A 17,102-nucleotide genomic window follows, 5' to 3' on the forward strand; every position below is an offset into this window, starting at 1 on the left:
TCGCTACGAGCGCAAGCCCGACCACTTCCTGGCCTTCACCGCGATCGCAGCTGCCCTTATCTGCTACCGCAGAGTCTCCAAATGAAATGGCCTGTCATTCCTTCCCTTCCACCGAGGCCCCTCCGGCCCCAGCACCGTCCCGTCGGGGCGGCTGACCTGGCCTGAAAGCCTTTCCTGCACGTAGTCCCGCAGCCGGTCGTTGGCCGCCAGTTTCGCGGGCTTCGGGCGCCGGGCCACCAGATCGGCCTTCCCACTGGGCGACCGAAGCCCGTAGTCCAGCCGGCCGCCACGAGTCGCGGCGTTGCGCCGCAGTTCCCGGGACACCGTCGAATGATCACGGCCAAGGCGTCGCGCGGTCTCCCGGACCCCGATGCCCTGCGCTTTGAGGATCGCGATCTCCTCACGCTCTTGAAGGGACAGGTACCGGCCGGACTGCGGAGCAAGATCCATCGGGGGCATGCCGCCACCGTGGCGGAACCTTCTTCCCCCCGCCGCTTGGGATACGCCGACCGAAGCTGCCGCCTCCTCCGGCAGCAGTCCCTTCGCGATCTCCCGCCAGAACCGACGTTCCACTTCCCGTCGAAGCGCCGGCGCACCCGGCGACTTCATCGGCGACCGCCCGGTCAACGCCGCCATCCACCCTGCTGGCCTGCCCCTCAACATCTCCGAGGACGAGGTGTTGCAACGACGGATTGAATCCGTCCCGTTCCGGTCCCGGAAGTTCGTCCGGGCGCTCGACCGTCACCGGATGGCCGGATCGATAGGGAGGGTCGGGGCGGCGGGCGACAACGCGGCCATGGAGTCCTTCTTCCAGCCTGCTCCAGAAGAACGTCCTCGACCGCTGGACCTGGACCACCCGCGAGGAACTGCGGATCGCGATGGTGACCTGGATCGAACGGACCTACCACCGACGCCGCCGACAAGCCTCGCTCGGCCGGCTGACCCCCCTCGAATACGAGACCGTCATGACCACACCGGCCCTCCACGCCGCGTGACCGAATCTGTCACCCAAACCTGCAGCAGACCCGGCTCCAGGACCCACGAGATCGAGCGCCTGCTCGCCGCCGAACTCACCCGCCCGCAGCCATCCTGGCTCGAAGCCCACTGGCTCCACTGGCGACGCCGCCACCAGGCACGATACCGCTGGTTCCACAAACGCACACGCCTGGCGCGCAACTACGCCCTGGCCAGCTGGCGATTGGCGGCTGCCGTACTAGCTGTTGTCAGTACGCGGGTCGCTGCGCGATCGGTAAGGTCGGCTACCGAGTTGCCCCGGCTCGACAGCTCGAATTACTCACGGCTGGGGAGTCGTCAGGCAGGCAACGGTTCCGAGCGACTGGGGAACCGACCTCGTACGAAGGATCTGACTCATGGCAAGGTCTCTTGTGAAAACTCTACTGCCTGAGGTGCGCGACCGCTTGGAGACGATTGGCCCGCTGGGCGGCTCGCTCTCCGAGCTAGGCGAGGCGGTGGTCCGCACGCTCAGCAGGCGCGACGAGATGCGATACTTGCTGGACGGGATTCTGTCGGACGACCGTCAGCTCGGCGAGATCGCAGCGCGGTCGTACTATCACGCGAACAGCTTCCTTAAAATCGTTCTGGCGGTGGGCGACGAGAACGCCTGGAAGCTTCGTCTGCACGTGTGGCACTCGCGGTCGGAGGCGGATCTCCTGCCGAGGGAGGACATCCACTCGCACCGCTGGGACTTCACGACCGCCCTGCTGCTCGGCGAATACAACGCCCGCGAGTACATGATCGCCCCCGGCGACGACTACCACCACTACCGGTACACCCCGGTCCGAGCGGACCAGCACTTCTCGCTGGAGGCCGTGGGGAGCGAACAGCTCGCCAAAGTCTGCGAAATCAACGTTCAAGCCGGCACGGTCTACCACCTTGACCATCGGGTCCTTCACAGCATCGCGCGTTCCAACGACGGGCCCACAGCCACGGTGGTGCTCCAGGGGCCCACGGTGCGGGATACGACGAATGTCTATCGCACGAGCCCGGTCGGCGAAAAGGGCGGCGGAGACAAGGGGATCTACGTCGAACGACCTTCCGTCGACCAACTGCGTGGCGAGCTGGCGCAGCTCCACCACTGGTTGTGACGCGGGCCAGGTGCACGGGAACATGACCCAGTACAAGTACCCGGCGGATGAGGCAGCCCACTTCACCAAGCACGGCGTCAATCTTACCGTGTACGGGCAAGTGGACCCGTCCGTGACCGTCGTCCACGTCAGCGTCTCGGAAGGCCACTTTCAGGAGTTCTACAACTCGGAGAGCACCTATGTGTATTATGTCATCAGTGGCTGCGGCACCTTCTATCTCAATGACGATGCCGTGCCGGTGAACGCCAGGGATCTGGTCGTCGTTCCACCGATGACGCGCATCTATTATTTCGGCGCCCTGGAGATGGTGCTCACGGTCTCCCCAGCGTTCGACGAAGCGAAGGAACGGCACGTCAGGTTTCTGGAGAAGAGCCAGATTCCGGACACGGCCCGCTCGTGAAGTCCTCACTCCACCCCGACTCGGCATTCCTTGAGCTGGCGACCTGGAACATCGGAGGTGGGATTCTCGGAGCGTCTCATCAGCGCGGTGGAACCTCCTCGCCTGACTACTACGCCTCGGTGCTCCGACGGCACGCGCCGGATGTGGTCTGCCTTCAGGAGGCGCACGACTACTTCGGGTCTCGGGAGAGCCAGCCGCACTACTTGGCGCGCCAAGCGGGCTATCCGCATGTGGAGTTGTTCCCCACCAGCGTCTCGCACCTGGCCGGAGACGCCAATTTCGCACTGGCGGTCCTGTCTCGGTTCCCGATTAAGAATACGGTCTACCGGCAGTTCCCCAATCCAGGCCGGACCGGAACCGGCCCCGACGGAGAGCCATGGACGCTGGACGACAAGGGGTACCTGATCACCCGGGTCGACCTAGGGAATCATGAGATCGGGCTGATCAACGGCCATTGTTTTCCGCTGCGGCACTTCGGCGCGTGCGCCACGGATCCGGAATTCGACGAGGGTTGGGCCATGCTGGTCCGGGACATGTTGACTCTGCGGGAGTCCGGTCCAGCGCTGGTCGCCATCGACCTGAACCATGACCCGATCGAGGACGTGCTGAACGCGGCTCTCGGGCGAGACAAGTACCTGAACGCGTTCCCGAGCGGCACAGCGGTTAGGGGAGCCAAACGAGACTATGTCCTCTACGGGCCGGGGATGTGTCTGCTGTCGGCTACGGCGATAGCCACCGAATCCGATCACGCCTACCGACAGGTGAGGCTCCTTGTCGAGCATTCCGTCCCGGATGGGTGACTGTGTCCGTCCGGCATCCGCCCTGGTCTACTCTGATATGTGAGGTACGGTGGCAGAAGGTAAAGGCGTCGTGCCCAGCACGGCTGCACGAGGACAGTACGAGCGTGAGCTCTTTGGGTTGGCCCGTCGACTTCGCGATGGCCATCACAGCGGCCGGGAGGCGCTGAGTCTGGTTCCAAGTGAGAACCGCCTTTCCCCGTTGGCGCAGTTGCCGTTGCAGCTTGATTTCTACAACCGCTACTTCTTCAATGAAAACCACGACCCGGATTTTTGGCAATTCCGGGGCGGGGAAAGCATCGCGGATATCGAAACGGATGTGGCGTACAGCAGCTTGAGCATGCTGTCCGGTGCCCCGTTCGTGAACCTCCGCCCCGTCTCCGGGCTCAGCGCGATGATCATCGCGATCTCGGGCATGGGGGGCGAGACTGGCAGCACGGTGGTCTGTGTTGACCCCGCGAGCGGAGGCCACTATGCCACTGTGGCGGTGATTAAGCGTTTTGGCTTTGTTCCGGCTACGGTCTCGGCCGAAGCGGGTGTCGTGGACGTCGATGGCCTGCGAAAGATCCTTTGCGCGCAGGACGTGTCCCTGGTCTACCTTGACCTGCAGAACAGCCTGCATCTGCTGGACGTCGCACCGGTTGCCGCCTGCCTGGCCGAGCACAGCCCGCACACCTTGCTGCACGTCGACGCCAGTCACACCTTGGGCCTCATTCTAGGCGGTCAGGTGCCCAACCCCCTTGAGCTCGGCGCGACCTCCTTCGGTGGCTCTACGCACAAGACCTTTCCCGGGCCGCACAAGGGTGTTCTGTTCACCCGGCTACCGCGGGTACGTGAGCTGATCAAGGACGCGCAGTACGTCTTGCTGAGTAGTCATCACTTCGCCGCGACCCTGGCACTGGGCCTGGCGGCGCGCGAGTTCCAGTACTTCGGAACGACTTACGCCCGTCAGGTGGTTGTCAATGCCCGGCGGCTCGGTGCTGAGCTGGCGGCGCGGGACTTCAAAGTCGCGCGCTGCGCGGACGGGTTCACCGACAACCATCAGCTTTGGGTTGATGTCGGGGACCAGGCCGCGACGAACAAACTTTCCGGGGCACTGGCTCAGGCTGGGGTCCGGGTCAACGTCCAGACCGACATGCCGGGCTTCGCGGGTCCTATCTTCCGACTGGGCAGCGCCGAGGTGACGTTCGAAGGCGCTTCCGAGGCGTCCATGACCCTCATCGCTGAGGCCTTCGCGGCGGCTCGGAACGGTGAGGTCGATCGTGCAGCCAGAATCCGCGCCCGGGCGCGGCAGGCATTCGAGAGCCCTTACTTCTTCGTTGACCCGGAATAGGCGCTCACCACGATGTCGGTCTTGCTGCGTCCTCGGCCTACAGCGGAGGACGGATACCGGTCGGCCGGAGTGGGTAGGCTGGATGGGATACGCGCACCATTCCTCACGGGCCTCGGGTGATCAATGGCCGACAAGCATGCAGCGTCCACCGCGCGGCAGGTCGACATGGGGTCCTTGCCGGCCGGAGTCGTGGACTTCTTCACCGGCCTGGCGCCGGGCGAGATGATCGTCCTGACGCGGGCAGGCGACTTCGCGGCGACTGTTACCGCTGCCGGCGGTCCGCTGGAGGGCGTCATCGTCAGCACCGGTGAGGACGACCCCGCACCGCCGACGACAGACCGTCAGAACGCCACGGTCGTCGCCACGGCGATGATGCTCTCCGAGGCCGCGCGCGCGACCCTGTCCGAGAAACTCGGTGCCGACTACGTCGTTCTCGACATGCACGCCGCGCCGCGGAGCGCCGACGTGCTGCTGGTGCCGCCGATCAGCGCCCAGCTGCTGGCCCGGTTGCGCTATCGATTTCCTACCGCCCGGATCGTCGTGACCGAACTTGAGGACCCCGAGCTGGGCCTAAGCTATCGCGGCCCGGTGCGGCGTCTTCTCGACTGCGGTGCCGACACCTACGTGACGTCGGCGAGCGTCCAGGTCCTGGCTCGGCAACTCGATCAGGCCGTCGGCCAGCGCGAGATCACTGGGGGATCCTCGCGGTCCCAGCTCGACTCCGCTGGCTGAGTGTCACGGAAGGCTCCCACCCACGACACCTGGGTCCGGCCCCAGGTCCAGCTCGGCAACCACTACACGGCCGACTGCATGATCGCCGGTCAGACCTCACTCGGAGTTCGGTGGACGCTGGTCGAACTGGAGAGCCCGGTCAGTCGCCTGACCAACCCCGACAATAGGCGGGCGACGGCCACCCTGCGGCACGCAGTCGACCAGATCGAGGACTGGCGCAGGTGGCTGTCCACCAATCTGCACTACGCCCGCTCCGCGCGCGACGCCGACGGGCTGGGCCTGGCGGGCATCACGGCCGAAGTCCCAGGCTTGATCATCATGGCCCGCGAGACTTACGACGACGCAGCCGCCGAAATCCGGGAACTGCATGCCCGGCGCTCCCACATCCAGGTACGCACCTACGACTGGTTGATGCGCATCAACGAATGTCCCGACCCTCTGCGCCAAGATGCCCCGGACCAACGCCTTCGGCTCGCTTGAAACCAGCGGTCCCTCTGCAAGCAGCGTCAGCCTGGAAGAACCGAGGCCCTGGCGTTCTCGATGGAGTGCAGAAGGCACGGCTTCATCGGGTGCGCCAGCGTTCAGCCCGAAAGCACACAGGCGTGCCTGCCGAGCAACGGGCCGTGCCGGGGTAGTTGGTCGTGGCAGCCTGTTCCGTCCCGGACAGGAGGGATGTGCTGTGTGTCATGACGCTCGTTTGACGCTCTGGTCTCCCGCAGGCGGGACAGCGAGTCGAGAAATGGCCTCTGACCTGGCCTTTTCCGAGACCCGCTCAAGCCGACATCTTTCCGATGACGCATCACGTGGAGTGCGTGGCGATTCTTGAGCCCGCGGCAAAGGGCGTCTGACCTGCTGTTCTTCTGGCTTCCCAGTTGCGTGCGGGTCGTGCCGACATGTTTCCGTAGGTCCACCGCGTGGAGCATGATGCAGGTTCCCGCCACATGTCTCACCTGCGGTTTCGCAGCGGGGGCGCGGGTCGAGAACGCTCTGCCTCAACTCCGTGAGGGCCGGGTTCGGCACATGTCTTGACGCTCGTTCGACGCTGATTCTGACGGAGCGTGACGCGGTTGTCCCGGATCGGATAGCGCGGGTCAATCGCCAGCTGGCACGTCCTGTCGGGGGAAGGCGACGCGCACCCGCACTCTGGGATGGCGGCAGCCGAGTGCGAGCCGGTGTCCGAAGCGAGCGAGGGCGGATCCCCGGGTGAGCTGGTTGCCGCAGTCTGCTCAGCCCTGAGCAGGACGGACTCTCGGCCACGGTGTTCGCCCTCGCCGCCTCGGCGGGCGCCGGATGCACCGCGGCGAGCATCCCGATCGCGAGGTCGCCGCCACCACGGCGGCGACCCGGGACCGTCAACGATGTCCTTGCGGAGGGGCGGGAGAAGCCGCACCGTGGGCTGTCACGGCTTCACCCCTCGTTTGTGGCAGGCCCCCTCAGGTACGGGTCCAGCGTTGGTTGTTGCCGTTCGAGCAGGAGTAGAGCTGGATCAGGGTGCCGTTGGCGGTGCCGCCCGAGACGGCGTCGAGGCAGAGGCCGGACTGGACGCCCACGATGGATCCGTCGGAGTTGAGGCGCCATTTCTGGTTGTCGCCGCCCCAGCAGCTGTAGATCTGGACTTTGGAGCCGTTGCCTGTGCCGGCGGCGTCAAGGCATTTGTTGCCGTAGACCCTGAGCTCGTCGGCGTCGGTGTACGTCCACTGCTGGTTGGTGCCGCTGTGGCAGTCCCACAGCTGGAGCTGTGTGCCGTCGGTGGTGCCGGCTCCGGGCACGTCCAGGCAACGGCCCGAACCGACGCCCTTGATCTGTCCGCCATCCGCAGGGGGCGTCGTGGAGCCGCCGCCGTTGAGTGCGTTGAGGACGGCGGTGTAGGCAGGCTTCTTGCTGCCGTCGCCGTTGAACAGCAGCGGCGTGTCCCCCGATCGCCAGGAGTCGGTGTCGCGCACACCCCAGACGGTGATGCCGAGGCAGCGCGGGACGGCCAGGCAGTCGTTGGTCACGTTGGCGTAGGTCGAGGCCGAGGCGCCCTGTATGTCGAGTTCGGTGATGGCCACGTCGACGCCGAGGGCGGCGAAATTCTGCAGGGTGGTGCGGAAGTTGCTGTTGTAGGGGCTGCCGCTGTTGAAGTGCGACTGGAACCCGACGCAGTCGATCGGCACGCCGCGCTGCTTGAAGTCCCGGACCATGGCGTACACGGCCTGGGTCTTGGCCCAGGTCCAGTTCTCGATGTTGTAGTCGTTGTAGCAGAGTTTGGCCGCCGGGTCGGCGGCGCGCGCGGTGCGGAAGGCGACCTCGATCCAGTCGTTGCCCGTGCGTTGCAGGTTGGAGTCCCGCCGACCTCCCGAATTGCCGTCGGCGAAGGCCTCGTTCACGACGTCCCACTGGGCGATCTTGCCCTTGTAGTGGCCCACGACGCCGTTGATGTGGTCGATCATCGCTTGGCGCAGTGAGCTGCCGCTGAGGCTCTGCATCCAGCCGGGCTGCTGGGCGTACCAGGCCAGTGTGTGGCCACGCACCCGCTTGCCGTTCTGCACCGCCCAGTTGTAGACGCGGTCGCCGGCGCTGAAGTTGAACTGGCCCCGCTGTGGTTCGGTGGCGTCGATCTTCATCTCGTTCTCGGCCGTCACCATGTTGAACTCACGGCTTGCGATCGTCGTGTACGCCGAGTCGCCCAGCCTGCCGGAGGCGATGGCGGTGCCGAAGTAGCGGCCGCTCTGTGCCGCCGCGGCGCCAAGCGTGTTCTCGGCGGCGTGTGCGGTCGGCGGTGCGGCCAGTGCGGTGACCGCACCGAGGACGCCGACGACCAGCGCCAGCAGCAGGCTGCGGATCTTCCGGCGGGTAACGGATCCGGGAAGGGCATACGAGCCCATGACTGTGCCTCCGAGGTAGAAATCGCTGATCGACTGAAGCGCAGGGGATTGCGTCGTCCGGCCCCGTCCGGCAGACGGACGGGGCAGGTCGGAACCCGGGCAGGACGGAATCACCGGGCACCGCAGTCATTGGGACCGAGATGACGCCGACGGCAAGGGCGCCGCACCCGGTCGGCCGTCGGGCGACGTACGGCGGGCGGCGGGCGTGTTCCACGTCTCGACACAGGCATGGGGTACTCCAGCGCGGCTCAGCCGGGGGACCGTCACACGGCGTCGCATGCCTCTCCAACTGCGGGAAGAGCCAGGATGCGCTGGTGCGAACCTCACCGGAACGGAACGGGGTGGCGCAGGTGATTTGGTGCGCGGGTCTGCCGTGCAGCTGGTCGCTGATCTGCCGTGCAGCATGGATTGCCCAGGCCGATACAGCCCGGAATCTCGAACCAGGCCCGGCTTCTCAGACAGGGATGATTGAGGCGTGACCGTGGATCGTCAATACTCCCGGCCGAAGAAATTTCCGATTGTTGGGCGAAACTTTCGGTCATCCAGTGAGCGGACGGCGGCCCCCGGTGCTGGCATCGGCGGCGTGCGGATTTCGTCGTCAGGGACGTCGGAGGCAGGGTCGACCAAGTGTCTGCACCGTCCGCACATCGCTCCCTTCCGGGGTCAAGTCGCTTACGAGCCAGCCATTTGACGGTGTGGCGTGCGCTGGTCGGCGCGTGGTGGTGCGAATGTTTCGGCGCTTGAGGCGATACATGCGAGAGGTATTGACGGCGCTCACCGGTTCTCTATCATCGGGCTGCCTCGATGGTTCGCACTTTGTTCGACATGACGAACATTTCGGGCCGCTCCATCGCGCAGTAGGGCCATGCCGGGCAGCACCGCCTGAAAGTCGGAATCGCAAGGGTCATGCCGCATGTGTATGTAACGGATGCATATGTCACGGTTGCATATGTCATGGACTCATCAACCGCCCAGTCCGCCGCTGTGCTCGCGGACTGCTGCACACCGCACCACGCCGACAGTCCGGCCAGCCTCCGACGAGGCCAACCGGAACCGCCTACTCAGGGTCTAGGGAGTATCCATGCGCAGAGGAAGTTCCAGCCGCAGGCATCCGTCAGTGGTGCTCGCCGCCGTGGTTGCGGCCCTGGCCGCGTTGGCGGCGATGCTCGTCGCCGCCCCGGCTCAGGCGGCTTCCAGCGGCGCCTTGCGCGGTGTTGGTTCCGGCCGGTGTCTCGATGTGCCGGGCGCCAGCCAGACCGACGGCACGTATCTGCAGATCTATGACTGCTGGGGCGGGACCAACCAGCAGTGGACGTTGACGGACAGCAACCAGCTCACCGTGTACGGCAACAAGTGCCTGGATGTTCCGGGCCACGCCACCACGGCCGGCACCCGGGTGCAGATCTGGTCCTGCTCCGGCGGTGCGAACCAGCAGTGGCGGGTGAACTCCGACGGCACTGTCGTCGGCGTGGAGTCCGGGCTCTGCCTGGAGGTTACGGGTTCCGGTACGGCCAACGGCACAGCGGCGCAGATCTGGACGTGCAACGGAGGCAGCAACCAGAAGTGGACCGGCCTGTCCGGGACGACCCCGCCGGGGGACGGCACGTGTTCTCTGCCGTCGACGTACCGGTGGACGTCGACGGGTGCGCTGGCGCAGCCGGCGAACGGGTGGGTCTCGCTGAAGGACTTCACCAACGTGACGTACAACGGCAAGCACCTGGTCTACGCGTCGAACGTGTCGGGGTCGTCGTACGGCTCCATGATGTTCAGGCCCTTCACGAACTGGTCGGACATGGCGTCGGCCGGCCAGACCGGGATGAGCCAGTCCGCGGTGGCTCCCACGCTGTTCTACTTCGCACCCAAGAAGATCTGGGTGCTGGCGTACCAGTGGGGTGCATGGCCCTTCATCTACCGCACGTCGAGCGACCCCACCAACCCCGACGGCTGGTCCGCGCCGCAGCCGCTGTTCACCGGCAGCATCCCGGGCGCCGCCCCGATCGACCAGACATTGATCGCCGACGACCAGAACATGTACCTGTTCTTCGCCGGTGACAACGGCAAGATCTACCGGGCGAGCATGCCGATCGGGAACTTCCCGGGCAGCTTCGGCTCGTCGTACACGACGGTCATGAGCGACACGGTGAAGAACCTGTTCGAGGCGCCGCAGGTCTACAAGGTCCAGGGCCAGAACCAGTACCTCATGATCGTCGAGGCGCGGGGTGCGCATGAGCAGCGCTACTTCCGCTCGTTCACGGCCTCCAGCCTGAACGGTTCGTGGACCCCGCAGGCCGCCGGCGAGAGCAACCCCTTCGCGGGCAAGGCCAACAGCGGTGCCACCTGGACCAACGACATCAGCCACGGCGACCTGGTCCGCAACAACCCCGACCAGACCATGACCATCGACCCCTGCAACCTGCAGTTCCTCTACCAGGGCAAGTCCCCCACCGCGACCGGCCCCTACGACCAACTGCCCTGGCGGCCGGCTGTCCTCACCCTGCAGCGCTGAACCGGCCTGTGCATCTCGCCGACGGCCGGCCTCACCCAGATCGGGCCGGCCGTCGCCTTTGCCACCATGAAGCAGCGCCGGGGAAGCCGATGAACCGCTAACGAGCGCCGAGCCGGACACGGTGCTCTAGTGGAAGCTCTATGCGTTGACTCCAGCCGCCGGTCCGGGCTGGTGTTGAGCATGTCACCCGCCGCCGTGCTCCGTCCCACCCATGAGCTGTCGAGGAACGGGCTGGGCCTGCCGTGCCAGAAGACGCCACGCTGTCGCGTGCCCGGGTCGAGGCCACGAAGAGCAGGTCCGAGCAGCTGGTCCTCATGTCCATGGCCCGGATCGTCCATGCCGCGGCACATGGCCTCACACACCCGAATCGCTGGGCTGCCGGACTCGCTCTGCACGGCGATTCACTCGGTGCGGCCATGCTCACTTCCAGCGGGATCCTCGCTGACGGAGTCTTTTCCAGCGTCGACCTGATCATCCTTAACGCTTGCAGAACGGGCACGCATGAAGGCACCGACCGTACCGTGCAGACCTTGCGCAGCATCGAGTCCGCCTTTCTCGCCCGCGACGCAAAAGCGGTCATCTCCACTCTGTGGGGAAACACTGACCTGCAAGGCGTCGTGTTCTCCGCTGTGCTCCACGCACACCTCGCACGCCACTTTGACCAACAGGTCGCCGAAAGCCCGCTGTTCTGGGCTGCATTCAAGATCACCGGAGTCGTCTGAGAGAGTCCCGTGGATTGCTCAGCTGACCACCTCGGACCCGTCTCGTCGATGCTGTAGCGCCACCGCGGTGACGCTCGTCTGACGCTCCGGGGCCGGACGAGCCGTTCAGAGCGCCCCGTGAACCTACGCTGACCTGCAGATATCCAGTTTCCGTGTCTTGGCACGTCTTTCGATGACGCATCACGTGGAGTGCGTGGCGATTCTTGAGCCGCGGCAAAGGATCTCTGATCAGTAGGCGTGCCGGTCGGGCTTCGTCTCCCAGGCTTCGTATGCGCGCGCACCAAGCTCCGGGTGGATCTGCTCGATGTGGATCCGGCGCCGGTCCAGCGGCTTCTGGAAGTCCTCGTACTGGAAGGCGTCATCGAACCCGATCTTCGCCGTGGCCTCCAGGTCGCAGCTGAAGTAGACGTTGTCGATGCGCGACCAGTAGATAGCGCTCATGCACATGGGGCACGGTGCGCCACTGATGTAGATCGAGCAGCCCTGGAGCATCCGGGCCCGCTCCGGGACCGGGTCGGGGGAGCCTTCGGGGCGCGGCACGTATTCCAGGGTGCCCTCGTTCTGGTGCTCTTCCGAGATGGTGGGTGCCTCCTCGTTGAGGAGTTGGGACGCCTTGCGGATGGTCTCTATCTCGGCATGTGCGGTCGGGTCGCCGGTCAGGAGGACGCGGTTCTGGCCGCGGGCGACGATCTCGCCGTCCCGGGTGAGCACCGCGCCGAACGGACCGCCCCAGCCGTGCTCCACCGACTCCGTGGCCAGCCGTACCGCTTCCGCCAGGAACTCCTTGTGACCCATGGCGACCTCCACTCCGCACCGGCTCGGGCATTCCGAATCGATTGTCAGGATTCAGTTGGCTTGATTACATATTTCCCATTTGTCTCATAAGTCGCTTTGTGTCTACGCTACTCCGTATGAGTGCCAGCGCAAACCGCGGCCATGGTGCGGCCGGAGCAACCGTGGTGACCTCGCAGAAGGTCGTCCCCGGTCGCGAGGAGGACTACAAGCGCTGGCAGGAACAGGTGAACGGGGCCGTACGGGCCTTCGACGGCTTCGAGGGAACGGAGCTGTACCCGCCCGACTCCGCCGAGGACAACGAGTGGGTCGTGGTGTTCCGCTTCTCGGACGTCGACCGGTTGAGCGCCTGGCTCGGGTCGGCAAGACGCCGAGAACTCCTCGATGACAGCCGCGACTTGTTCGAGGACGAGCCCTCCCAGGAGGTTCTGCGCGGAGGGCAACCGGCTCAGGAAGCCGTGACGGCCGTAATCTCCCACACCGTGCGGCCAGGTCGCGAGCAGGACTTCGAGCGCTGGCAGGAAAAGGTCCTGAGGGCCCAGCAGAAGTGCCGGGGTTTCATGGGATCCGAACTCTTCGCGCCCGTCGAAGGCATCCAGGACCGCTGGGTCGCTGTGTTCCGGTTCGACACCCGCGAACACCTCGACCAGTGGCTGAAGTCGGATGTCCGCAGGAAGCTGCTGGACGAGGGGCGCGACTACTTCGCCGACTACGACGTGCGCCAGATCGGGTCGGCCTTCAGCGGATGGTTCCGCTTCGGTGAAGGGGAGGAGGCGGGTGTCCCGCCCAACTGGAAGCAGGCCATGTCCGTTCTTCTCGCGCTCTACCCCACCGTCATGGTGCTCAACCTCACTGTTGGTCGCGCCTTTACGCATGCCGGCGTTGCGGGGTACCTCGGCCTTTTCATCTCAAACGTGCTGAGTGTTTCGATTCTGACCTGGCTTCTGATGCCACTGGTCGTCAACCGCGGCCTGGCCTTCTGGCTGGCACCCGACCGACCGCATTCGCGCCGCACCGACCTGGTGGGTGCGGCCGTGGTGGCGGTGTGTTACGCGGCGCTCCTTGCGGTTTTCAGTCTCACCGGCTGAGTTTCGGTCTCACCGTCGGATGGCGTATCACCCGCCGTCAACCGCCAAAGTGAATCAGCGGCTTGATGATGCCATCGACCCCGGCCTCCATCATTGGGTCGTCATCGGGGTGGGGTCCACCCTGCCGTGCTCCATCAGCCGGAAGATCCGCCTCAGGCGCTCCCTGCCTCCTCGGTTGAGCCCGCCGTGGACGTGCTTGTCGGACATCCCGTACCCGAAGGGCTCCAGCGGGATCCTCAGTGGTTCAGGCACCTCGCCGTGGTAGCCGACATTGGAGATGTGGCCGCCCGGCTTGGTGACGCGGAACGTCGCCTCCCAGGTACCCGGTGTGCCCAGCGCCTCGATGGCCGCGTCCACACCCTGCCCGTCCGTCAGTTCAAGGATTCGCTCGACGGGATCGCAGTGCGTGTGATCGACGATCACATCGGCGCCGAAATGACGGGCCAGTTCCTGACGCTCGGGCCGCGATTCGACGGCGATGATGAATCCGGCGCCGCGCAACCGGCACCCGATGGTGGCCGAAAGACCCACTGCTCCCTGAGCGAAGACGGCGACGGTCTGCCCGAAGTCGAGTTCAGCGTGTTCGGCGGCGACGAATCCGGTCGACAGCATGTCCGTCGCGTACAAAGCCTGGTGGTCGGACAGTGTCTCGGGAATCGGAGCGAGATTCGCCTGTGCGTCGTTCACCAGGAAGTACTCCGCCAGGTTGCCGTCCCGCTGCACGGTGAACCTGGCTCCACCCATCATTCTGCCTCCGCACTGCGAGGACAGACCGCGCTGACAGAATTCGCACTGAAAGCAGGGCGTGACTCCGCCCACCGCCACGCGTTCACCTTCGGTGAGTCCCTCCACCGCGGAGCCGAGCGCATGGATCGTTCCCACCGCCTCGTGTCCCAGGGTGACATCGGAGGCGACCGGGATCGCTCCCCTTACCGTATGGACGTCGGAACTGCAGATCATCGCGGTGGTCGTACGCACCACGGCCTCATTCGGGCCCGGTTCCGGAACGCGTTTGTCGACTACGGCGACCTCGCCGACGTTCCTCATGACGAAGCATTTCATGGTGTCTGTGGGCAATCCCTGCCGGCCACGAGTCGTTCCCCTGCGGGCCGCGCGGTAAGCTGTAAAGGCCTGAACCGTCCTGGCTCATCACTGGATAGCGACGTCCTTTCAGCGTCGTGTAAAACGGCGGTCTCCGCAACTCCTCCGCTCTGAGGGCGTGCAGACCGCGGGTGCCGGGGCAAGGAGTGCAGGATGAGCCGCTACACGCAGATTCGCGGTCTCGGGGAACTGTCGGTACGGCGGAACGACGCCCGTTACGAAGACATCCGCAGGGCCGTCGTGTGGAACGCGCTCACACCGGCGCGGTTCCCGGACGTCATCGTTCGCGCGGCGTCGGCCGATGATGTCAGGGAAGCGGTGCGCCTGGCCCGGTCCCAGCGCCTCCAGATCGCCATACGGTCGGGGGGACACAGCTGGTGCGGGTCGCCCCTGCGCGACGGGGGCATGCTCATCGACCTGTCCGGGCTGCGCGGCTGCGCCGTCGACCCGGCCTCCGGGACGGCGACGGTGCAGCCCGGCGTCACAGGCGTGCAGCTCACCTCGGAACTCGGCCGTCACGGACTCGCTTTCCCCACAGGCCACTGCGGGTCCGTCGCCGTCGGCGGATACCTCCTCAGCGGAGGGCTCGGCTGGAATTCCGGGGTCCGCGGGCCGGCGTGCGCCAGTGTGGAGCAGATAGAAGCCGTGACCGCGGACGGGGAGCCGGTCACCTGCAGTGAGAGCGAGCACAGGGACCTGTTCTGGGCGGCCCGGGGAGCGGGTCCCGGCTTCTTCGCCGCGGTCACCGCCTTCCGCCTCAGGCTGTATCCCCGCCCCGGCGCGATCACGAGCACCAGCTGGACCTGCTCCCTCGCGAACCTCACCGAGGTCGCGCACTGGGCCACCGAGCTGGCCGCAGGGCTCTCCCCGAACGTCGAGTTGAGCTTTTCCCTCGGCACGGTGGACCCCGGTACGAAGCCAGGCCCCAAAGCGGTGACCGTCACCGGCACCGCCTTCGCCGCGTCGCCACAGGAAGCAAGCGAGTTCCTCCTGCCGCTGCGCGACTGTCCCCTGCGCCAGAGCTCCCTCTCCCATCGACTGGACGAGCCGACGACGTTCGAGGCCCTGTACGACTCCTCCGCCGCCATGTGGCCTCCGCAACTCCGCTATGCAGCGGACACCCTGTGGTCGGACGCCGACTTCCCCACACTGCTCAGCGAGCTCGCGGATGTCGTGGACTCGGCCCCTTCGAGCAGATCGCTGGTCCTCGCACCGTTCTCGCCGGCAGGCCGGCCGCCGCCGGACATGGCCTTCTCCGTGCTCGGGGAGAGCTATGTCGTTCCCTACGCCGTCTGGGACGACCCCCGTCAGGACGCCGCCAACATCGGCTGGCTGCGGGAAGCGATGCACAGGGTGGAACCCTTCGGAACGGGGCACTACATCGCCGAGGCGGACCTCACCGCGGCATCGTCCCGCGCCCGCCGCTCCTTCACCGACGACGACTGGCAGCGCCTGCAGAACCTGAGAACGCGCTACGACCCGGACGGAGTCTTCTGCTCCTACCTGTCACCTGTCGACGTGCGGGGACATCGCGGGTAGTTCCACAGTGATGCGGATCCCGCCGGCGGGGCGCGGGGTGAGGGTGAGCGTTCCGTCGTGTGCCTGGGTGATGGCTCTGACGATTGCCAGGCCGAGGCCCACGCCCGCGTGATCGGCGTGTATGCGCTCGGTGCCGCGCTGGAACGGCTCGGTGAGTGTCGGGACCAGCTGTGGGGTGAGCTTCTCACCGGTGTTCTCGACGGTGAGCACCACGGTCCTGGGGTGGACGCCGGTCTTCACTCACACGGTGCCCTGTGCAGGCAGGTTGTGGACGATCGCGTTGTGCACGAGGTTCATGGTCAGCTGCAGCAGGAGCGCTTGCGATCCGCTCGTGGGGCTGATGTCGCCGCAGGTCTCGATGGTGACGCCATGCTTTTCCGCGAGGGGGAGGAGTGTTTCGGTGGCTTCCTCCGCCAGGAGGACAGGTCGAAGCCGCCGGGGAACTCAGCGGCGCGGGCCACCAAATCCTCGCCCTCACCTGCGACGTCAGCGACGAAGAGCAGGTCGCCGCCGCGGTCGACCGCACCGTCGCGACCTTCGGCCGTCTCGACATGGCCTACAACAACGCCGGCATCCAGATCCCGCCCAGCGACGCGGCGGACGAACCGGCCGAGAGGTTCGACCGCGTCAACGCCGTCAACCTCCGTGGCGTGTGGGCCTGCATGAAGCACGAACTGCGGCACTTGCGCGCTCAGGGCAGCGGCGCCATCGTCAACTGCTCCTCCCTCGGCGGGCTGGTCGGCCTGCCCGGCCGCGCCTCCTACCACGCCTCCAAGCACGGAGTCATCGGCCTGACCACCAGCGCGGCCCTCGAACACGCCCCGCGCGGCATCCGCATCAACGCCGTCTGCCCCGGCACCATCGACACCCCCATGGTCAGTGACATGATCGCCAAGGGGGAGCTGGACCGGGCCGAAGCGGAGGCCAACCAGCCCGTCAGCCGCCTGGGCACCGCGGACGAGATCGCCCAGGGCGTCCTGTGGCTGTGCAGCCCCGGCGCCCAGCTTCGTCGTCGGCGTCGCCCTGCCCGTCGACGGCGGTTACGTGGCCCGATGACACCTTCGCGGGTTCCCCGGGCCGCACAGCCGCACAGCCGAGCGTCAGGTCTCCGGGCCGGCGG

Annotated in this window: 13 protein-coding genes and 4 pseudogenes; 12 read left to right on the forward strand and 5 right to left on the reverse strand. The window is 66.1% G+C overall.

All coding sequences use genetic code 11. The features are described from left to right. Window positions 1–96: 96 nt before the first annotated feature. A pseudogene (locus tag ACWCQS_RS28635) lies at window positions 97–663 on the reverse strand (helix-turn-helix domain-containing protein); the annotation flags it as partial. Window positions 664–706: 43 nt separating this feature from the next. Here ACWCQS_RS28635 and ACWCQS_RS28640 point away from each other — a divergent pair. The 7 genes and pseudogenes from ACWCQS_RS28640 to ACWCQS_RS28670 form a co-directional block, all read left to right on the forward strand. Continuing rightward, window positions 707–995: pseudogene (locus tag ACWCQS_RS28640) on the forward strand (integrase core domain-containing protein); the annotation flags it as partial. A gap of 423 nt (window positions 996–1,418) precedes the next feature. Beyond that, on the forward strand, window positions 1,419–2,105 hold the full coding sequence (locus tag ACWCQS_RS28645) for a hypothetical protein (RefSeq protein ID WP_451007123.1): 687 nt from the start codon (window positions 1,419–1,421) through the stop codon (window positions 2,103–2,105). 22 nt (window positions 2,106–2,127) lie between these two features. Continuing rightward, window positions 2,128–2,505: a hypothetical protein gene (locus ACWCQS_RS28650; RefSeq protein ID WP_451007124.1), complete on the forward strand. Its 378-nt coding sequence runs from the start codon at window positions 2,128–2,130 to the stop codon at window positions 2,503–2,505. Beyond that, window positions 2,502–3,305 (forward strand): endonuclease/exonuclease/phosphatase family protein, encoded by an 804-nt coding sequence (locus tag ACWCQS_RS28655; RefSeq protein ID WP_451007125.1) that lies wholly within the window; start codon window positions 2,502–2,504, stop codon window positions 3,303–3,305. Before ACWCQS_RS28650 ends, ACWCQS_RS28655 begins: the two co-directional genes overlap by 4 nt. 70 nt (window positions 3,306–3,375) lie before the next feature. After that, window positions 3,376–4,635, forward strand: coding sequence for a hypothetical protein (locus tag ACWCQS_RS28660; RefSeq protein WP_451007126.1), 1,260 nt, complete (start codon window positions 3,376–3,378; stop codon window positions 4,633–4,635). 189 nt (window positions 4,636–4,824) lie between these two features. Beyond that, window positions 4,825–5,367, forward strand: coding sequence for a hypothetical protein (locus ACWCQS_RS28665; protein ID WP_451007127.1), 543 nt, complete (start codon window positions 4,825–4,827; stop codon window positions 5,365–5,367). Then, complete coding sequence (locus ACWCQS_RS28670) at window positions 5,368–5,847, forward strand: Shedu anti-phage system protein SduA domain-containing protein (protein WP_451007128.1); 480 nt, start codon at window positions 5,368–5,370, stop codon at window positions 5,845–5,847. A 953-nt stretch (window positions 5,848–6,800) separates the two neighbouring features. On the opposite strand, the gene ACWCQS_RS28675 is transcribed toward ACWCQS_RS28670, so the two are convergent. After that, window positions 6,801–8,234 carry an endo-1,4-beta-xylanase gene (locus tag ACWCQS_RS28675; protein ID WP_451007129.1) on the reverse strand — a complete coding sequence of 478 codons (1,434 nt, stop codon included), beginning with the start codon at window positions 8,232–8,234 and terminating at the stop codon, window positions 6,801–6,803. Between the two features lie 1,081 nt (window positions 8,235–9,315). Between ACWCQS_RS28675 and ACWCQS_RS28680 the strand changes: the two genes are divergently transcribed. Then, window positions 9,316–10,740 carry a non-reducing end alpha-L-arabinofuranosidase family hydrolase gene (locus ACWCQS_RS28680; protein WP_451007130.1) on the forward strand — a complete coding sequence of 475 codons (1,425 nt, stop codon included), beginning with the start codon at window positions 9,316–9,318 and terminating at the stop codon, window positions 10,738–10,740. 242 nt (window positions 10,741–10,982) lie between these two features. Continuing rightward, window positions 10,983–11,462, forward strand: a complete 480-nt coding sequence (locus ACWCQS_RS28685) for a CHAT domain-containing protein (RefSeq protein ID WP_451007131.1) — start codon at window positions 10,983–10,985, stop codon at window positions 11,460–11,462. A 228-nt stretch (window positions 11,463–11,690) separates the two neighbouring features. On the opposite strand, the gene ACWCQS_RS28690 is transcribed toward ACWCQS_RS28685, so the two are convergent. Then, the gene (locus ACWCQS_RS28690; RefSeq protein WP_451007132.1) at window positions 11,691–12,257 is read right to left on the reverse strand and encodes a nucleoside deaminase; all 567 of its coding nucleotides are present in this window, start codon (window positions 12,255–12,257) and stop codon (window positions 11,691–11,693) included. 164 nt (window positions 12,258–12,421) lie between these two features. Here ACWCQS_RS28690 and ACWCQS_RS28695 point away from each other — a divergent pair, with 164 nt between their 5' ends. After that, window positions 12,422–13,342, forward strand: a complete 921-nt coding sequence (locus ACWCQS_RS28695; protein ID WP_451007133.1) for an antibiotic biosynthesis monooxygenase — start codon at window positions 12,422–12,424, stop codon at window positions 13,340–13,342. A gap of 90 nt (window positions 13,343–13,432) precedes the next feature. Here the strand turns inward: ACWCQS_RS28695 and ACWCQS_RS28700 are convergent, their stop codons facing one another. Then, window positions 13,433–14,404: a zinc-binding dehydrogenase gene (locus ACWCQS_RS28700; RefSeq protein WP_451007134.1), complete on the reverse strand. Its 972-nt coding sequence runs from the start codon at window positions 14,402–14,404 to the stop codon at window positions 13,433–13,435. A gap of 192 nt (window positions 14,405–14,596) precedes the next feature. On the opposite strand from ACWCQS_RS28700, the gene ACWCQS_RS28705 reads away from it, so the two are divergent. After that, on the forward strand, window positions 14,597–15,982 hold the full coding sequence (locus tag ACWCQS_RS28705; protein WP_451007135.1) for an FAD-binding oxidoreductase: 1,386 nt from the start codon (window positions 14,597–14,599) through the stop codon (window positions 15,980–15,982). On the opposite strand, the pseudogene ACWCQS_RS28710 reads toward ACWCQS_RS28705, so the two are convergent. Beyond that, window positions 15,950–16,402: pseudogene (locus ACWCQS_RS28710) on the reverse strand (sensor histidine kinase); the annotation flags it as partial. The gene ACWCQS_RS28705 and the pseudogene ACWCQS_RS28710 overlap by 33 nt on opposite strands. Window positions 16,403–16,413: 11 nt before the next feature. On the opposite strand from ACWCQS_RS28710, the pseudogene ACWCQS_RS28715 reads away from it, so the two are divergent. Continuing rightward, window positions 16,414–17,038: pseudogene (locus ACWCQS_RS28715) on the forward strand (SDR family oxidoreductase); the annotation flags it as partial. Window positions 17,039–17,102: the final 64 nt, after the last annotated feature.

It is taken from the genome of Streptomyces sp. NPDC002076, from assembly GCF_053593835.1.